General features: G+C 42.2%; 12 protein-coding genes and 2 tRNA genes. 9 read left to right on the forward strand and 5 right to left on the reverse strand.

What is annotated here, in order from left to right:
* Nucleotides 1-20 precede the first annotated feature (20 nt).
* The 6 genes from L2703_RS14050 to parC all read left to right on the forward strand — a co-directional run bounded on the left by L2703_RS14050 (nucleotide 21) and on the right by parC (nucleotide 7393).
* On the forward strand, nucleotides 21-452 hold the full coding sequence (locus L2703_RS14050) for a DUF1249 domain-containing protein (protein WP_248971709.1): 432 nt from the start codon (nucleotides 21-23) through the stop codon (nucleotides 450-452).
* A 40-nt stretch (nucleotides 453-492) separates the two neighbouring features.
* On the forward strand, nucleotides 493-1332 hold the full coding sequence (gene cpdA, locus L2703_RS14055) for a 3',5'-cyclic-AMP phosphodiesterase (RefSeq protein ID WP_248971710.1): 840 nt from the start codon (nucleotides 493-495) through the stop codon (nucleotides 1330-1332).
* 29 nt (nucleotides 1333-1361) lie between these two features.
* The gene (locus L2703_RS14060) at nucleotides 1362-1934 is read left to right on the forward strand and encodes a YqiA/YcfP family alpha/beta fold hydrolase (RefSeq protein WP_248971711.1); all 573 of its coding nucleotides are present in this window, start codon (nucleotides 1362-1364) and stop codon (nucleotides 1932-1934) included.
* Between the two features lie 70 nt (nucleotides 1935-2004).
* Complete coding sequence (gene parE / locus L2703_RS14065; protein WP_248971712.1) at nucleotides 2005-3891, forward strand: DNA topoisomerase IV subunit B; 1887 nt, start codon at nucleotides 2005-2007, stop codon at nucleotides 3889-3891.
* Between the two features lie 112 nt (nucleotides 3892-4003).
* Nucleotides 4004-5095 (forward strand): PQQ-dependent sugar dehydrogenase, encoded by a 1092-nt coding sequence (locus L2703_RS14070; RefSeq protein WP_248971721.1) that lies wholly within the window; start codon nucleotides 4004-4006, stop codon nucleotides 5093-5095.
* On the forward strand, nucleotides 5096-7393 hold the full coding sequence (gene parC / locus L2703_RS14075) for a DNA topoisomerase IV subunit A (RefSeq protein ID WP_248971713.1): 2298 nt from the start codon (nucleotides 5096-5098) through the stop codon (nucleotides 7391-7393).
* A gap of 85 nt (nucleotides 7394-7478) precedes the next feature.
* On the opposite strand, the gene L2703_RS14080 is transcribed toward parC, so the two are convergent.
* The 5 genes from L2703_RS14080 to rsgA all read right to left on the reverse strand — a co-directional run bounded on the left by L2703_RS14080 (nucleotide 7479) and on the right by rsgA (nucleotide 14440).
* A complete protein-coding gene (locus L2703_RS14080; RefSeq protein WP_248971714.1) occupies nucleotides 7479-7670 on the reverse strand; it encodes a bacterioferritin-associated ferredoxin in 192 nt (63 codons plus the stop codon).
* A gap of 624 nt (nucleotides 7671-8294) precedes the next feature.
* A complete protein-coding gene (locus L2703_RS14085) occupies nucleotides 8295-9029 on the reverse strand; it encodes a glycerophosphodiester phosphodiesterase (RefSeq protein ID WP_248971715.1) in 735 nt (244 codons plus the stop codon).
* A 15-nt stretch (nucleotides 9030-9044) separates the two neighbouring features.
* Nucleotides 9045-12281: a mechanosensitive ion channel domain-containing protein gene (locus tag L2703_RS14090; protein WP_428848661.1), complete on the reverse strand. Its 3237-nt coding sequence runs from the start codon at nucleotides 12279-12281 to the stop codon at nucleotides 9045-9047.
* A gap of 189 nt (nucleotides 12282-12470) precedes the next feature.
* Entirely contained in the window at nucleotides 12471-13340 is an 870-nt protein-coding gene (asd, locus tag L2703_RS14095; protein ID WP_248971716.1) for an archaetidylserine decarboxylase, read from the reverse strand.
* A 41-nt stretch (nucleotides 13341-13381) separates the two neighbouring features.
* Nucleotides 13382-14440 (reverse strand): small ribosomal subunit biogenesis GTPase RsgA, encoded by a 1059-nt coding sequence (rsgA, locus tag L2703_RS14100; RefSeq protein WP_248971717.1) that lies wholly within the window; start codon nucleotides 14438-14440, stop codon nucleotides 13382-13384.
* Between the two features lie 111 nt (nucleotides 14441-14551).
* Here rsgA and orn point away from each other — a divergent pair, with 111 nt between their 5' ends.
* From orn to L2703_RS14115, 3 genes are all read left to right on the forward strand, one after another.
* The gene (gene orn / locus L2703_RS14105; protein WP_248971718.1) at nucleotides 14552-15097 is read left to right on the forward strand and encodes an oligoribonuclease; all 546 of its coding nucleotides are present in this window, start codon (nucleotides 14552-14554) and stop codon (nucleotides 15095-15097) included.
* Between the two features lie 194 nt (nucleotides 15098-15291).
* Nucleotides 15292-15367: transfer RNA gene (locus L2703_RS14110), tRNA-Gly, on the forward strand.
* Nucleotides 15368-15500: 133 nt separating this feature from the next.
* Nucleotides 15501-15576: transfer RNA gene (locus L2703_RS14115), tRNA-Gly, on the forward strand.
* The last annotated feature ends 35 nt before the right edge of the window (nucleotides 15577-15611 follow it).

Raw genomic sequence — 15611 nt, forward strand, 5'->3', positions numbered from 1 at the left:
TAACAGATAGGAATGATTGATTGACTGTGTCAAACCACAATAAAAAGCAAAAGTATCAACCGAATGTCAGTGCATTTTTGGCTGTTTGCGGTCGTAATTACGCGCTTATTTTAAAATGGTTACCAGAAGACGTTATCGTTAACAAGCCTTGGCAGGTAGAGGGTGAGTTTGGTTCGTTGTGGGTCAATATTATTGAGAATACAAAATACACTCAGTTAATCGAGATTTCTCGCCCTATACCAAATGGACACTTTTTTAAATCCCCAAAAGCCACTGTTCGTATTTATCATGATGCTCAATTAGCAGAAGTGTTAAGTAGCCAACAGATTTATCGCTTAAAGCCAGTGTATGATTATCCTAATATACGCATGCACCATAGCGACGAGAAATTTCAAGTGAATGCATTTCTTGAAGAACTGTTGAAGATTGGTGCAAGGAGAGTGGCTTGTTAATCTTAGAATATTTACCATTTTACTGAGTTAGGAATGTTTAGTGCTTAAAGACGCAGTACATTATTCTGTTGCTGAAGGTGAACCTGTGCGATTAGTTCAATTAACTGATCCGCATCTTTTTGCCGATCCTGAAGGGCAGCTTTTAGGTGTTAACACTACGCAATCTCTTCAAGCTGTGCTTAATACATTTATGGCAAGTCAATATCCGGCAAATTTACTCCTCGCAACCGGTGATATCAGCCAAGATTATTCGCCAGAGTCTTATCAGCATTTTGTCAATAAAGTGCAAGCACTCAATTTACCTTGTCACTACTTACCAGGCAATCACGATGATCCGCGCTTAATGGCGGTGCGTATGCAAGGTGAGCATGTTTTTGGCCAACAGCTTATTGTCATCGGAAAATGGATCATTTTGATGCTCGACTCTACCGTACTTGGTAAGCCCGGTGGCTATATGGGGGAGAAACAATTTGCGCTGATTGATGCAGCTATTAAAGCTTATCCTGACAAACATGCATTGCTTGTGATGCATCACAACCCAATATTGATGGATTGCGCATGGCTTGATCAGCATTGCATGATGAATGGTTCAGACTTTTTAGCGCGCACAAGTCGTTACCCGCAAGTTAAAGGTGTGTTGTGGGGACATGTTCATCAGCAAGTTGATAAATTACACATTGGCCCCCACGGTGAGATACCATTAATGGCGACGCCATCAACGTGTATTCAATTTAAACCGCTTTCATCTTATTTTGCTTTAGACCAACTGCAACCCGGTTATCGTTTGCTGGAGCTGGCAGGCGATGGTAGCATTCGCACTAACGTATACCGCGTGCCCGGAAATCGCTTTTCACCTGATAATGAGGCAAGTGGGTACTAATGATGTAATCTGCCGACTCGCGAGGAAATATGCTACTCTATATACATGGATTTAATAGTTCACCGCAGTCGGATAAAGCTGTTCAAACCGCCAGATACATTAACCAGCATTACCCCCATTTGACCTTTTATCAACCTCAATTACCGTCTTCGCCACATGCTGCAATGACACTGTTGTGTGAGTTTACCGAGCAAGCTAAACAGCAGGGGCAAACACTGCGTTTTATAGGATCATCATTAGGCGGTTATTTTGCCAGTTACTTAGCAGAAACCTATGGTGGTAAAGCGGTTTTAGTTAATCCTGCGGTAAAACCTTTCGAATTATTTGAACAGTTTATCGGGCCTCAATATAATCCCTATACCGATGAACATTATCAGGTGTTACCCCAACATCGAGATGAGGTTGCTCAGTTTGATACTCAGGTGATTCGACATCCAGATCGTTTTCTTGTGTTGTTGCAAACTGGCGACGAAGTGTTAGATTATCGACAAGCATTACATAAGTACCACAGCTGCGAATTACATTTAGAGCCCGGTGGCGACCACAGTTTTGTCGGCTATGAACAACAATTAGACAGAATTTGTAATTTTATTCAGCTGTAACGTTTATACGTTATAAATAACGATCAATTTGAGCTAACTTTGGCTCCATTTAACTCCAAATGTGTGGATTATGACCAACCAATATACTTCAGATGCGATTGAGGTCCTTAACGGACTTGACCCGGTAAAGCGCCGCCCTGGTATGTATACCGACACCACGAGACCCAATCACCTTGGGCAAGAAGTAATTGATAACAGCGTCGATGAAGCGTTGGCGGGTCACGCCACTAAAATTGATGTTATCTTACATGCCGATAATTCATTGGAAGTGACCGATGATGGCCGTGGTATGCCTGTTGATATTCATCCTGAAGAGGGCATTCCCGGGGTTGAGCTTATTCTGACAAAACTGCATGCTGGTGGTAAGTTTTCCAATAAAAATTACCAGTTCTCTGGTGGTTTGCACGGTGTTGGTATTTCTGTGGTCAATGCCTTGTCTACACGTGTCGAGATTACCGTTCGCCGCGATGCGCAAGTGTACGACATGGCATTTGAAAACGGCTTTAAAGTAGAAGAGTTAACCGTAACCGGCACTTGCGGGCGTCGCAATACCGGTACACGAGTGCATTTTTGGCCAGACGTAAACTATTTTGACTCGCCTAACTTTTCTGTGAGTAAGCTGATTTATTTATTGCGCGCGAAAGCGGTATTGTGCCCGGGCTTACGCATTAAATTTACCAATAAGCACACCAATGAAGTGCACGAATGGTTTTATGAAAGTGGCTTAACGGATTACTTGCAAGAAGCGGTAAAAGGGTCGTTAATGCTGCCAGAAGAGCCTTTTGTGGGCAGCTTTAAAGGTGAGTTAGAAGCCGCAGATTGGGCGATTACTTGGTTACCTGAAGGTGGCGAAAGCCTCAACGAAAGTTATGTTAACTTAATTCCTACCCCCTTAGGCGGAACTCACGTGAATGGGTTTAGACAAGGTTTACTTGAGTCTATGCGTGAGTTTTGTGAGTTTCGTAATTTGATCCCTCGTGGTATTAAATTATCTCCCGACGATATCTGGGACCGCGCGGCATTTATTTTGTCGATAAAAATGCAAGACCCGCAATTTGCAGGACAAACCAAAGAAAAACTCTCTAGCCGCCAAAGTTCGGCCTTTGTTGCTGGCATTGTTCGTGATGCTTTCTCTCTATGGTTGAACTCAAATACAGAACTTGCAGAGCAATTAGCTGAACTGTGTATTAGTAATGCCCAACGCCGCTTAAAAGCCGCTAAAAAAATCGCCCGTAAAAAAGTGGTTTCAGGCCCAGCTTTGCCTGGTAAGTTAACCGATTGCAGCGGCCAAGATCCGATGCGCGGTGAGTTATTTTTGGTTGAGGGTGACTCCGCTGGTGGCAGCGCGAAACAAGCTCGCGACCGCGAGTTTCAGGCGATTATGCCGCTACGGGGTAAGATTTTAAATACCTGGGAGGTCGATGCGTCACAGGTACTTGGCTCGCAAGAAGTGCATAATATTTCTATTGCTATTGGCTGCGATCCTGACAGTGATGACATTTCTGAACTACGTTACGGTAAAATTTGTATTTTAGCCGATGCGGACTCGGATGGTCTGCATATTGCTACGTTATTGTGCGCATTGTTTTTAAAACATTACCGCGTATTGGTTGAAAAGGGCCATGTGTATATTGCGATGCCGCCACTGTTTCGTATAGATATCGGTAAAGAGGTTTTTTATGCGTTAGATGAAGCAGAAAAAAACGGTATTTTAGATCGCATTGCCGCTGAAAATAAAAAAGGCAAAGTGCAGGTAACCCGATTTAAAGGGTTGGGTGAAATGAACCCGTTGCAATTGCGTGAAACGACAATGGATCCAAATACACGCCGCCTGGTTCAGCTAACGATTGACGATTCTGACGAGACATGGTCATTGATGGATATGCTTTTAGCTAAAAAACGCGCTTCTGACCGAAAAGTTTGGTTAGAAAGCAAAGGTGATTTAGCATTACTCTAACTCGCAGTTAAATGCCAATAACGATATTAAGATAAGGCAAAAGAGAATTAACATGCAGTATTTCAGATTTCGATCTTATTTCAATTTAGGCAATAAATACGCCTTCGCAGGGATGATGTTATTAGGTTTGTTTCCTGTATCGATTGCCATTGCATCGCAATCTGTGATGATTACCGTAACTAAAGGGTTTGGGCTCAGTTTATATGCATCAGATTTAGGTGATATTAAACAAATGACTGTGGGTGACGACGGTACCTTATTTGTGGGCTCTCAAAAAAGTGGCACGGTTTACGCATTAGTTGATAGCGATCAAAATGGCCAGGTCGACAAACGTTATCTGATTGCCCGCGGGTTGGAATACCCAGAGGCATTAGCGTTTCATAATGGTTCGCTGTATGTCACCGAAGAAGACCGCATTATACGATTTGACGAAATCGAGTCTCGTTTGCGCCGTCCTAGCCGCGCACGGGAGGTCTATTCTAACTTACCTAATTTAGATAAAAAGTATTCTCGGTCTATGCGTTTTGGCCCTGATGGACGTCTATATGTGTCAATTGGTTCCCCTTGTAATGTGTGCGAAGCGTCATCGCCGTTTGGCAGTATTATTGCCATTAATGTCGATACCGGAGCCAGTGAACAAGTTGCATTAGGTTTACGCAGTGTCACTGGATTTGACTGGTCTCCAGACACCGACAAACTGTGGTTTGCGGATCTCGGCCGTAATTGGATGGGGGATAATATTCCCGCAGATGAAATCAACCGTGTCGATATTAAAGGGAGTCATTTTGGTTTCCCCTATTTACATGGCACAGATGTGGTAGAGCCTGCCTATGACAAACCTAAAAATTTAAATGTAATCGTGCCAGAATTTGAATTACCCGCACATGTGGCTCCAACAGGTTTAAGTTTTTATCGTGGAAAGCAATTTCCTGAACGTTACCAACATAAAATATTTGTTGCCGAAAATGGTTCTTGGAATCGGTCGAGCAAAGTGGGCTATCAAATCGTGATGCTCGACATTGACAACGACAAGATTAATCAACGTGAAACTGTGGTGAGTTTTTTGGATGGAGAATTTCCCGTCGCTCGTCCGTTTGATGTGATCAATGCGCCAGATGGTGCGATGTATATATCAGATGATCTGAAAGGTAATGTTTACCGCTTGTTTTATAACGCACCCGAACAATCACAGGAATCTAACTAAATGAGTGATTCGATTGAATTAAGCCTCGATGGCGTAGAGCAAATGCCACTAAGGCGCTTTACCGAAGAGGCTTATTTAAATTATTCAATGTACGTCATTATGGACCGTGCTTTACCGCATATAGGTGATGGGTTAAAGCCTGTTCAGCGGCGTATTATTTATGCTATGAGCGAGCTTGGCCTGTCGGCTCAATCTAAGCATAAAAAATCAGCCCGTACGGTAGGTGATGTATTAGGTAAATATCATCCTCATGGTGACAGTGCCTGTTATGAAGCGATGGTGCTTATGGCACAACCATTCTCATACCGTTATCCGCTTGTTGATGGTCAAGGTAACTGGGGGGCTCCAGATGATCCTAAGTCATTTGCGGCAATGCGTTATACCGAAGCCAGATTGTCTAAATTTTCAGAAGTATTATTGTCAGAGTTAGGCCAAGGTACCGTCGAGTGGGGGGCTAACTTTGATGGCACTCTTAAAGAGCCTAAAACCTTACCTGCGCGATTACCGCATATTTTACTTAATGGTATTACCGGTATAGCGGTGGGTATGGCAACGGACATTCCACCGCATAACGTGCGCGAATTAGTGTCTGCCTGCATTGAGTTACTTGATAATCCTAAAACTGAGCTTGAGCGGTTAATGGAGTTAGTGCCCGGCCCTGACTACCCAACCGAAGCTGAGATTATTACGCCAAGAGACGATATCGCGAAGATATATGAAAGTGGCAAAGGGTCAATCAAGATGCGTGCTGTGTTTAGTGAGGAGCAGGGCGAAATTGTGATTACCGCGCTGCCACACCAAGCCAGTAGCGGTAAGATTTTAGAGCAAATTGCGAGCCAAATGCAGGCTAAAAAGTTGCCAATGGTATCTGATTTACGTGATGAGTCTGATCATGAAAATCCAGTGCGACTTGTCATTGTGCCTCGTTCAAATCGGATCGATTGTGAACAGTTAATGACGCATTTGTTTGCGACTACAGATTTAGAAAAAAGTTATCGAATTAACTTAAACGTGCTTGGTTTAGATGGTCGTCCGCAAGTAAAAGGCTTAAAAACCTTATTAACTGAATGGTTAGAGTACCGTGTCAGCACTGTCACTCGTCGCTTGCAATATCGTTTAGATAAGGTTTTGGCAAGGTTGCATATTTTAGAAGCCTTGATGATCGCGTTTTTAAATATTGATGAAGTGATTGAAATTATTCGCTTTCATGATGAACCCAAAACCGAGTTAATGGCACGTTTTAACTTGTCTGATAAGCAAGCTGAATCGATATTAGAACTCAAGCTTCGCCACTTAGCCAAGCTTGAAGAATTTAAGATTAAAACGGAGCAAGATGAACTTGCAGCAGAGCGTGACAAATTAGAGTTATTGTTAAGTTCAGATCGCCGTTTAAAAACATTAGTGAAAAAAGAGTTGCTCCAAGATGGTGAAACCTATGGAGATAACCGCCGCTCACCTATTATTGAACGTTTTGATGCAAAAGCATTAACGGAACAAGAACTGACTCCGACAGAATCGGTCACCGTTGTGTTATCGGATAAAGGATGGGTACGTTGCGCAAAAGGGCACGATATAGATGCCGAAGGCTTATCGTATAAGTCGGGTGATAGCTTTTTATGCAGCGCGATGGGTAAGAGTAATCAAGCGGCTGTCTTTATTGATTCAACAGGCCGTGCATTTGCCACCGATAGCCACACACTGCCTTCTGCGCGAAGTCAGGGCGAACCTATCACAACACGTTTTAATATGGCTCCTGGGGCGACCATGCAGCATGTGTTGATGGGCAGTGACGATCAGTTTTTCTTACTTGCTACTGATGCTGGCTACGGCTTTATTTGTGCCTATTCAGACATGGTTAGCCGTAACAAAGCAGGTAAAGCATTATTAAGCTTACCAACCAACGCACTGGCATTGGCGCCTAAACTGATCCATAAAGGCACTGAACAGTCTTTACTGGCCATTACCTCTGAAGGGCGGATGCTAATGTTTAGTGTTGATGCATTGCCTCAATTATCAAAAGGTAAAGGTAACAAAATCATCGGCATCCCTACTGAACGTGCTAAAAACCGTGAGGAGTTACTCTTACACCTTAATGTTGTTCCACATAATACTGCAGTTACCCTGTGGGCGGGCAAACGCAAACTCACATTGAAACCGAGTGATTTAGAGCACTATCGTGGTGAGCGTGGTCGTCGTGGAGCCAAATTACCTAGAGGACTTCAACGTGTTGATAGCGTTGATGTTGAACCATTACTAGAAGACGGTTTACAAGAGGACAGTGTTAATACAGAACAATAGCCTTTTGTATTGTTTAAAAGCATAAAAAATGCAGCTCACAAGAGCTGCATTTTTTTAGTTGCTTTATGTCTAATGCGAAATGGTATTAAGCCACTTCATAAAAATTAGGTTCGAAGTCAAGCTGTGTTTGGATGATTTCATTTGCCATACGCGCGCATTTACCGCATTGGTTAGCAACGCCTAAACGCTTCTTTACATCTGCCAATGAACTGTCACCTAAGCTAACAGCAGCTTTGATTTGAGAATCAGTAATGGCATTACAAAGACAAACGTACATAAGGAAGCCTCTTCACACAAAAAGTTCACAGCTAAAAAAGTAATCTAATTCTAAATGAAAACAGTTATCATTGGCAATTACTTTTTAGTATAAAATTGACTGTTTTTAATGCAATATGATCGATATCTCATCTTTAGATTCAACTAATGAATCAGAAATCAGGATTTTCAGTGACCACCTAGAATACGTCTAGCGATGTTTGATTAAGGCATGTAACTATATGGGTATTTCTTAGCAAATGGCGAGAATGCAGCGCAGCAACAGCGAGGGAAGGTGAAGAGATACTCGGTTATTCGATATGCTATTCGTCAGCAATTATGCCCTAAACGAACACGTTGAGCCGTTTGACATGGCATCAGCCTTGTTTAAATGCTCAACATTTCGTTGCCCAATTAACCTCAGCTCTGGATAACAAACGCCTTTCAAGCAGTCCTTTGCCTTCCTCACTGCGTTGAATTAACTTGCAATAGGCTAGCTATTGACGCGTTAATTCGCCTTGTTAGCAAAACAAATCACAAGCTTGACAGTGGATTTTAGTCAATCTATTGATTTATATCGTTATCAATACATCTCTTATCCAGAGTTGAGGTCAATTACCTTCAAAGCGCAGTAAAACTGACTTGATCAGTCAAACCATGTTTTTATTTGTTCAGGTAGTGCTAAAGCTGCTGCCGCAATCGCTTTGTCGGGATAGTTGCTAAACACCCCATCGACACCCAGCGCTTTTAAGCTTTGGATGTCATCGCTATTATCAACGGTGTAAACATATACTTTAGCACCACGCTGATGCGCATCGTCAATGATTGCTTGATTGATAAATGCCACATCTAAATGAATGGAGTAAGCATCTAAATCGGTAACCACTTGAGCTAAATCCAAGGGAATACTGCCTAATAAGGGGGCGACAAAAGCCTGGGGAAGTTGTTGTTTTATTTGGGCGACATATAAGTGGTTAAAAGAAGATATAAGCAGCTGCGAAGGTGAAAAGCGCAATTGTGCCAAGAGGCGCGGGTACATGTTGACGAAAGGGGTTACGCATCCGACTCCCTTGATTTCGATATTGATAATACAGTGACCTTGAGTAATGCTGTCAAGGTGAGTCAACACATCCCATAAACTGGGTATGGGCTCCCCTCCTACTGCATATTGTGTTAATTCTGCAAGGGTACAAAGGTGGATGAGTCCATGTCCGGTTGATTTCCCCTCGAGGCGACGGTCATGAAATACGACCAACTCCCCTTCAACGCAATGAACGTCCAGTTCAATGGCTTTGGCACCTAATTCAATAGCCTTTGTCATGGCAGCGAGTGTATTTTCAGGCGCGTAACCACTGGCTCCGCGATGAGCAAAGATAAGCATAGTGTCTCCTGCTGATTAACCTTTAAACAGCCCTGGGGTTTCTTTTTTACCTTGATTTAAATGAACTTCCATCTGTGGGTACGCAAGTTCAACATTATTTTCTTTCAGTTTTTTGCTAATACGTTTATGTAAATTATGGCGTAATGGCCAACGTGCAGACATATCTTTAGCGTATGAGCGCACTTCGTAGTCCTGAGTGTGTGTACCAAAACCGGCAAACCAGACTTCTGGCTCAGGTATGGTTAACGACAGATCACATTCACGTACTGCTTGATGTAATAACATCTCAACTTTGGTTGGATCAGCATCACGTGACACTGAGACTTTTACAATAACCCGAGTAATGGGGTCAGATAATGACCAGTTAACTAACTGTTCAGTAATAAAGGCCTTATTGGGCACAATAATCTCTTTGCGATCCCAATCAACAATCGTGGTAGCGCGAATTTGAATTTTACTGACGGTTCCCGTGAGATCGCGAATTGTGACTGTGTCGCCAATACGGATGGGTTTTTCAAATAAAATAATAATACCAGAGATAAAGTTGGCAAAAATTTCTTGCAGGCCAAAACCTAAACCAACCGAGAGCGCGGCCACTAACCACTGTAATTTAGACCACTCCATCCCGAGGGTCGAGAAACCAAACAACATACCAAAAAACATCACTAAATAACTGCTTACCGTTGTGATAGCAAAGCCTGTACCGGGTGACAAATCGAGTCGCTGCAAGAGCATTAACTCCAGTAATCCCGGTAGGTTTTTTGCAATAACAGCTGAAAAGCCAACTAAAATGATGCCAAAGAGGATTGACTGCAAAGTAATAGGGACTTGCTGTTCAATACCATTTAATGTGCTGGTGGTTGTCCACAGCGTGATGCCGTCTAAAAACGAAAAAACGGCGGTATGTGTCTGCGCTAAAATACCCAGCAAACTGGCAAAGAACGCCAATAATAAAATGGATCTGACTAACCCGAGAGATTGACTTGAGATTGTTTCTAAATCGACCACGGGCTCTTCGTAAGTTTCAATAGGGTCATTGTTCATTTCGCCTCTTTCACGTTGAGCTAACCGCTCAGCACGCTTTGCTTTGGCGCGGTCAAAAGCGATTAAACGACGTTCAATGAGCATCCAACGTTTGATTAATTGGTAAGTCAGTAAAAAACCTAACCCCAGCAGTACCGATATTTGTAGTTGAAGCAATAATTGGAAAGCCGTGAAGTAATAGCCAATACACGCCAGTATTGCGCTAAATAAGGGCGTGATAATCAGTATTGCCCACACCAATTTTTGTACTACTTCAAGATTATTTGCGTTGGGTTTATTTTTACGATATTGGCCCATGAGTACCAAGACGTCTTTGTAAAGTATAAATAACATAATACAAAATACGATAAATGCTCCGCGACCAAGGCTGTTGCGCACAAGGGATGTTTCAAGTGCCTCAGTAAAGCCCATTAAGCCAATTAAGGGGGCGCAAAGCATGACAAAGGAGGCCATTATTTTTTGGGCCTGCTGAACAATATTTTTTGGCCGTCTGAAATGGCTAATTAATATGCCTTTATCGACGGTTAATAAGTAAAAGAAGCGATATATCAGGTAACTAACACCAATAGCTGTCACTCCAGAACCAAGAGCATAAACAACATTTTGCTCGGAGCGCATAAAAATGACCCCTGCCGTGATGACAGGTAATGGCTTAATTAAGGCATACACTAAACTGATGATAAGTGTTTTGATTGTGTACTTAAATTTGTCTTGAGTCACGTTGCCAACAAACACAGAGTAACGGGCAATGTATTGATTAAATTTGGGCGTCAACATATCTTGTGCCATTAAGCAGCACAGCAATAAAATAACCCACCAAGCCCATAAAATGCTGTTTTCATTCCATGCTTGCTGAACTGCCAGTAATTGACTCGGTTGAATAAGCCAAGCACCACTTTGGCTTAAGTCGACAAGCCAGAGCGCGCCAATTCTAGGGGCGTTGGGTACCCAAAATAAATGCTCGTTAAGTGTGTTTTTTAGGGTGTTATGTAGCTGGTTTAATTGCTCATAACCAATTCTTAATTTAGCAAATTCAGCTAAATACTGGTCATAGCCTTGCAATAGTTGTTCTATTAATACCTGTTGTGATTGCAGTAATTTGATTTGTGTTTCGTTGAACAATGAACTGTTATCAAGTTGCTGGGCGTTGAGCGCTTGTTGTTGTTCTAACTGATATCGTTGCAGGCGAGCGTCTGCGAGTTCCGTTTGAAGCTTATCAAGACTTGGTGGCTTAGGTAACGATTGCAACATTTGTAAAAAACGATCGCCAAAAGCGGAGTTAGTTTTTACCCAGGTTATTTGTTCAAGTACATTTGATAATTGTGCATTTTGAGACTGATAACGTTTTTCAATCCGTTGTTGACGCTCAACCACAGCATTATGATTGCTGGTGAGCGTTTGTAATAACTGAGCATATTCTTGATTAGACTTGCTTAGCTCTTGAGATAACGGATCGGCTAACTCTTGTTCATCAATTAAATTGTTCGCAATGGTATTTGCTGTTTGTTGCTGGCGATATTCAATATTGTGTTTATTAATTAATTCTATAAAGCTTTCTTGTTGGCTTAATGCAAGTCGATTAACTTGTTGTTGAAGTTGAGTGATCTCTAACTGTTTGGGGTTTGCCAAACGCTCAGCTTGCAAGGTCGCAATATGCTGACTCAGTAATTCACCCTGCAAAGAATTGCGTTTACCCAGTGGAGTATCTGCAGGTGCTTGCTTTGTTTTGTTGTGTTGTGCCAGGGCATTTTCAGCTTGAATGATCAAATCAGGTAGTTGGATTTGTCTTTGGGTAATTAATCTCAACTGTTGGTTTAAATACGACTCAGTTTCTTTTAATTCAGACAGGTGAAAATATGCCATTGATGCTTGCTGATTAAGATCAATATCTGCATCAAGTGTTAATGTTGTTTGTGTCTCTTGTAATTGTTGATTAAGTGTCTGTTTAGTCTCATTGATTGAGCGTTCAAGATTAATGTAATTTTGTTGCTCGACTTTGAGCTCGCTAATGCTGTTTTCAAGTTCGGTTATTTGAGTGTGAATATCAAGCGCTTGATTGTCCGTTTGGGTGTTAAGTCCAAGACGTTTGTCGAGTGTAATGGGGGCGTTGGCATAAACGGGAGCCGTAAGGCTACACAAAGCAAAAAGAAACAGTAAAAAAGACACTAAACGTAACATAATTATCGGCTCAAGTTGGCGTTTAGTCATGGTAACAAAATCACTAAAATAAGCTCTATTTTTTTAGTTAATTGAACAGCAAAAAGTATGAATTCTTTAGGTTTTACATGAAATTAAGTCATATTTAATGAATCGTTTTCAAATTGTTAAGTAATTAGGCCGTATCTTAACAAAATACGGCCTAATTAAGCATGAGCGGGTCACTCATTAATGAGGTGTTTATGCTGCCTGGGTTAATGTAGCAAATGCTTGTCCCATGCGTGTTGTTTCACCTGGCTCAACACCGTCAGCAAAGGTTTCTATTGCATCTTGAGCGAACAACATTACCACAGTGCTGCCTAATTTAAAGCGACCCATTTCAGCGCCTTTTTCTAAGGTTAACGCTTCTGGGCCTGTTGTTGGGTAGTCCCAGCTAAATACTGCTTTGCCAGCAGGAGGGGTCACAGTGCCTGCCCAAATAGTTTCAATGCTGGCAACAATGGTTGCACCAACAAGCACCATGGCAAGTGGGCCTGACTCGGTTTCAAAAATGGCCACAACGCGCTCGTTACGAGCAAACAACCCAGGCACATTTTGCGCGGTTAATGGATTAACTGAAAACAAGTCGCCTGGCACGTAGGTCATTTTAGACAGGGTGCCGGTAAGGGGCATATGAATGCGGTGGTAATCTTTTGGTGCAAGGTAAATGGTAGCAAAATCTCCACCATCAAAACGGGCTGCATCGGCTTTATTGCCGCCCAGTAGTGCCTCTGCGGTATAGCTGTGGCCTTTTGCCTGAAAAATATTACCCGCTTCAATTGGGCCACATTGGCTTACCGCGCCATCAACTGGATGAGCCATAATATGTGCATCTTGGTTAATTGGGCGAAGCTCTGGCTTTAATGCCCGAGTAAAAAAATCATTAAAGGTTTTGTAAGCTTCTGGCTCTGGCTGTTTGGCTTCAGACATATCAATTTTATATTGCTTGATAAACCACTTGATTGCCCCGGTAGTGAAGACGCCAGCTTGTGCAGCAGCAAACTTGCCAACTAAACGTGATAAAAAATGTTTTGGCAGTATGTATTGCAACGCAATTTTAATTGAGTCCAATGTGTTTCCCTTTCTGTTATCTTTTTGAGTCATAGTGACTATTATTCATCAATAGCACGAAAATGTCGCGCATGACGTTGTTCATCTAAACTGGCAATAATACGATGGTAGTTGTTGAATCTGTCTTGTGTAATATGACCAGCCTCTAGTGCATCGCGTAATGCACAACCTGGGTCGTCTGCGTGTTTACAGTCCCGGAATTTACAGGTGCCTAAAAAGTCTCTAAATTCAACAAAGCACCAACCCACACGCGTTGCGTCAAGGTGCCATAGCGCAAATTCACGCACACCTGGCGAATCAATAAGATCCCCCCCACTTTGAAAGTGTAATAGCTTGGCCGTTGTGGTGGTGTGTTGCCCTAACCCTGAATTGTCTGAAACATCACCCGTTAGCAACTCGGCTTCGGGCATTAAAGCATTAATCAGTGATGATTTACCGACACCAGATTGACCAGCAAAAACACTGACCTTTTCTTTGAGTAAGGCTTTTATTTCTTCAACGCCTTCACCTGTATGACTACTGACACGGTAAACCGGGTAACCTATTGCTTGATATCGACTCAATGCCTGTTCGATTTCGTCGCGATTCTCGTCGTTGAGTAAATCAATTTTATTTAAAATAATGATAGGTGGAATATCGGTATCTTCACAAGCGACTAAATATCGGTCGATAATCTGAGTCGTAAAGCTAGGTAATACAGACGATACAATTAAAATTTGGTCAATATTGGCCGCGATAATTTTAACGCCATCGTAGAGGTCAGGTCGAGTCAGTGATGATTTGCGTGGATGGACAGCCTCAACAATACCGCCAATACTAGAACTTGCTTGCACTTCAGTGGCAAGTCTTACGACAACATTATCTCCGGTGACTAGGCTGGTAACCGCTCTGCGAATATTGCAACGCGACACTGTTCCGTCGCGGGTTTCGATGTCGGCATGTTGGCCAAAACGAGATATCACAATGCCCGCTTGTTCAGGGCCTAATAAATTGTCCTGTAATTCAGGCGCGTCGTTATCATCGTTTCGTTTTAGTCGCTTAGTCTGATTAGCTCGCATTCGGCGTAATTGACCTTGGCTTAGTGGTTTCTTTTTACTCAAAGGCTTATCTTCATTAAATAGGTGTTTTTTTGTGTCTCAAAAAAACAGTATGATACACACTCTTTTATAAAAAAGCCTGAATTTAGGCGATAGATAACATAAGGCGACACAATGGCTGCTGATGCGAATAACCTAATTTGGGTTGATTTAGAAATGACAGGTTTAGAACCTGATGTCGATAGAATCATTGAAATTGCAACCTTAGTGACTGATCAAGAACTGAATATTATTGCCCAAGGTCCTGTTTTAGCCATTTATCAAACTGACGAAGTTCTGGCCGGTATGGACGATTGGAATCAAAAGCATCATGGTGAGTCGGGGTTAATTGACCGTGTCCGTGCTAGCCAATGCTCAGAAGCAGATGCTATTAAGCAAACAATTGAGTTTTTAGCTCAGTATGTGCCAAAAGGTGCTTCGCCGATGTGTGGCAATAGCATCGGCCAAGACCGCCGCTTTTTAAATAAATACATGTTGGAGTTAGAAGAGTTTTTCCATTATCGCAACATAGATGTAAGCACTATTAAAGAGTTAGTACGTCGTTGGAACCCTGAAACCATGAAGGGGTTTAGTAAGAAAAATACTCATCAAGCACTTGAAGATATTAAAGAGTCGATCGCTGAATTGCAGTTTTATCGCAAAGAAGTATTTAAAATTTAAGCAATCGAACAAATATTTTAAAAAAGGGGGTTGCAGCGTAGTAAAATTTACCTATAATGCGGCCTCAACTTTCTACAGAGCACCAAACTCTGAGCATAGAAAGTAAAAATGAAATTTGAAATGCGACATTAGCTCAGTTGGCACAGGTAGAAAGACGATACCTTGTTGATTGTTACAAATGAAGCAAACAGTACGCGACATTAGCTCAGTTGGTAGAGCGATACCTTGCCAAGGTATAGGTCATCGGTTCGAACCCGATATGTCGCTCCAAATTTTAGATGATGCCAGATAGAATCAGTTAGCAGAGCGATACCTTGCCAAGCTAAACGAGATAACAGCGTCATCGGTTCGAACCTCTTTTTGTTTAAAAGAAAGTTCGCTCCAAATTTAAAAAATTTGAAATGCGACATTAGCTCAGTTGGTAGAGCGATACCTTGCCAAGGTATAGGTCATCGGTTCGAACCCGATATGTCGCTCCAAATTTTAGATGATGCCAGATAGAATCAGTTAGCAG

The organism is Shewanella basaltis, assembly GCF_023283885.1.
In the GTDB taxonomy this organism is placed as follows: domain Bacteria; phylum Pseudomonadota; class Gammaproteobacteria; order Enterobacterales; family Shewanellaceae; genus Shewanella; species Shewanella basaltis.

What these genes read in the sequence shown, in the direction of transcription:
- L2703_RS14060 (WP_248971711.1), top strand. Translation starts at nt 1,362, where the DNA reads ATGCTACTCTATATACATGGATTTAATAGTTCACCGCAGTCGGATAAA.
- parE (WP_248971712.1), top strand. Translation starts at nt 2,005, where the DNA reads ATGACCAACCAATATACTTCAGATGCGATTGAGGTCCTTAACGGACTT.
- L2703_RS14070 (WP_248971721.1), top strand. Translation starts at nt 4,004, where the DNA reads ATGATGTTATTAGGTTTGTTTCCTGTATCGATTGCCATTGCATCGCAA.
- parC (WP_248971713.1), top strand. Translation starts at nt 5,096, where the DNA reads ATGAGTGATTCGATTGAATTAAGCCTCGATGGCGTAGAGCAAATGCCA.
- L2703_RS14080 (WP_248971714.1), bottom strand. Translation starts at nt 7,670, where the DNA reads ATGTACGTTTGTCTTTGTAATGCCATTACTGATTCTCAAATCAAAGCT.
- L2703_RS14085 (WP_248971715.1), bottom strand. Translation starts at nt 9,029, where the DNA reads ATGCTTATCTTTGCTCATCGCGGAGCCAGTGGTTACGCGCCTGAAAAT.
- L2703_RS14090 (WP_428848661.1), bottom strand. Translation starts at nt 12,281, where the DNA reads ATGACTAAACGCCAACTTGAGCCGATAATTATGTTACGTTTAGTGTCT.
- orn (WP_248971718.1), top strand. Translation starts at nt 14,552, where the DNA reads ATGGCTGCTGATGCGAATAACCTAATTTGGGTTGATTTAGAAATGACA.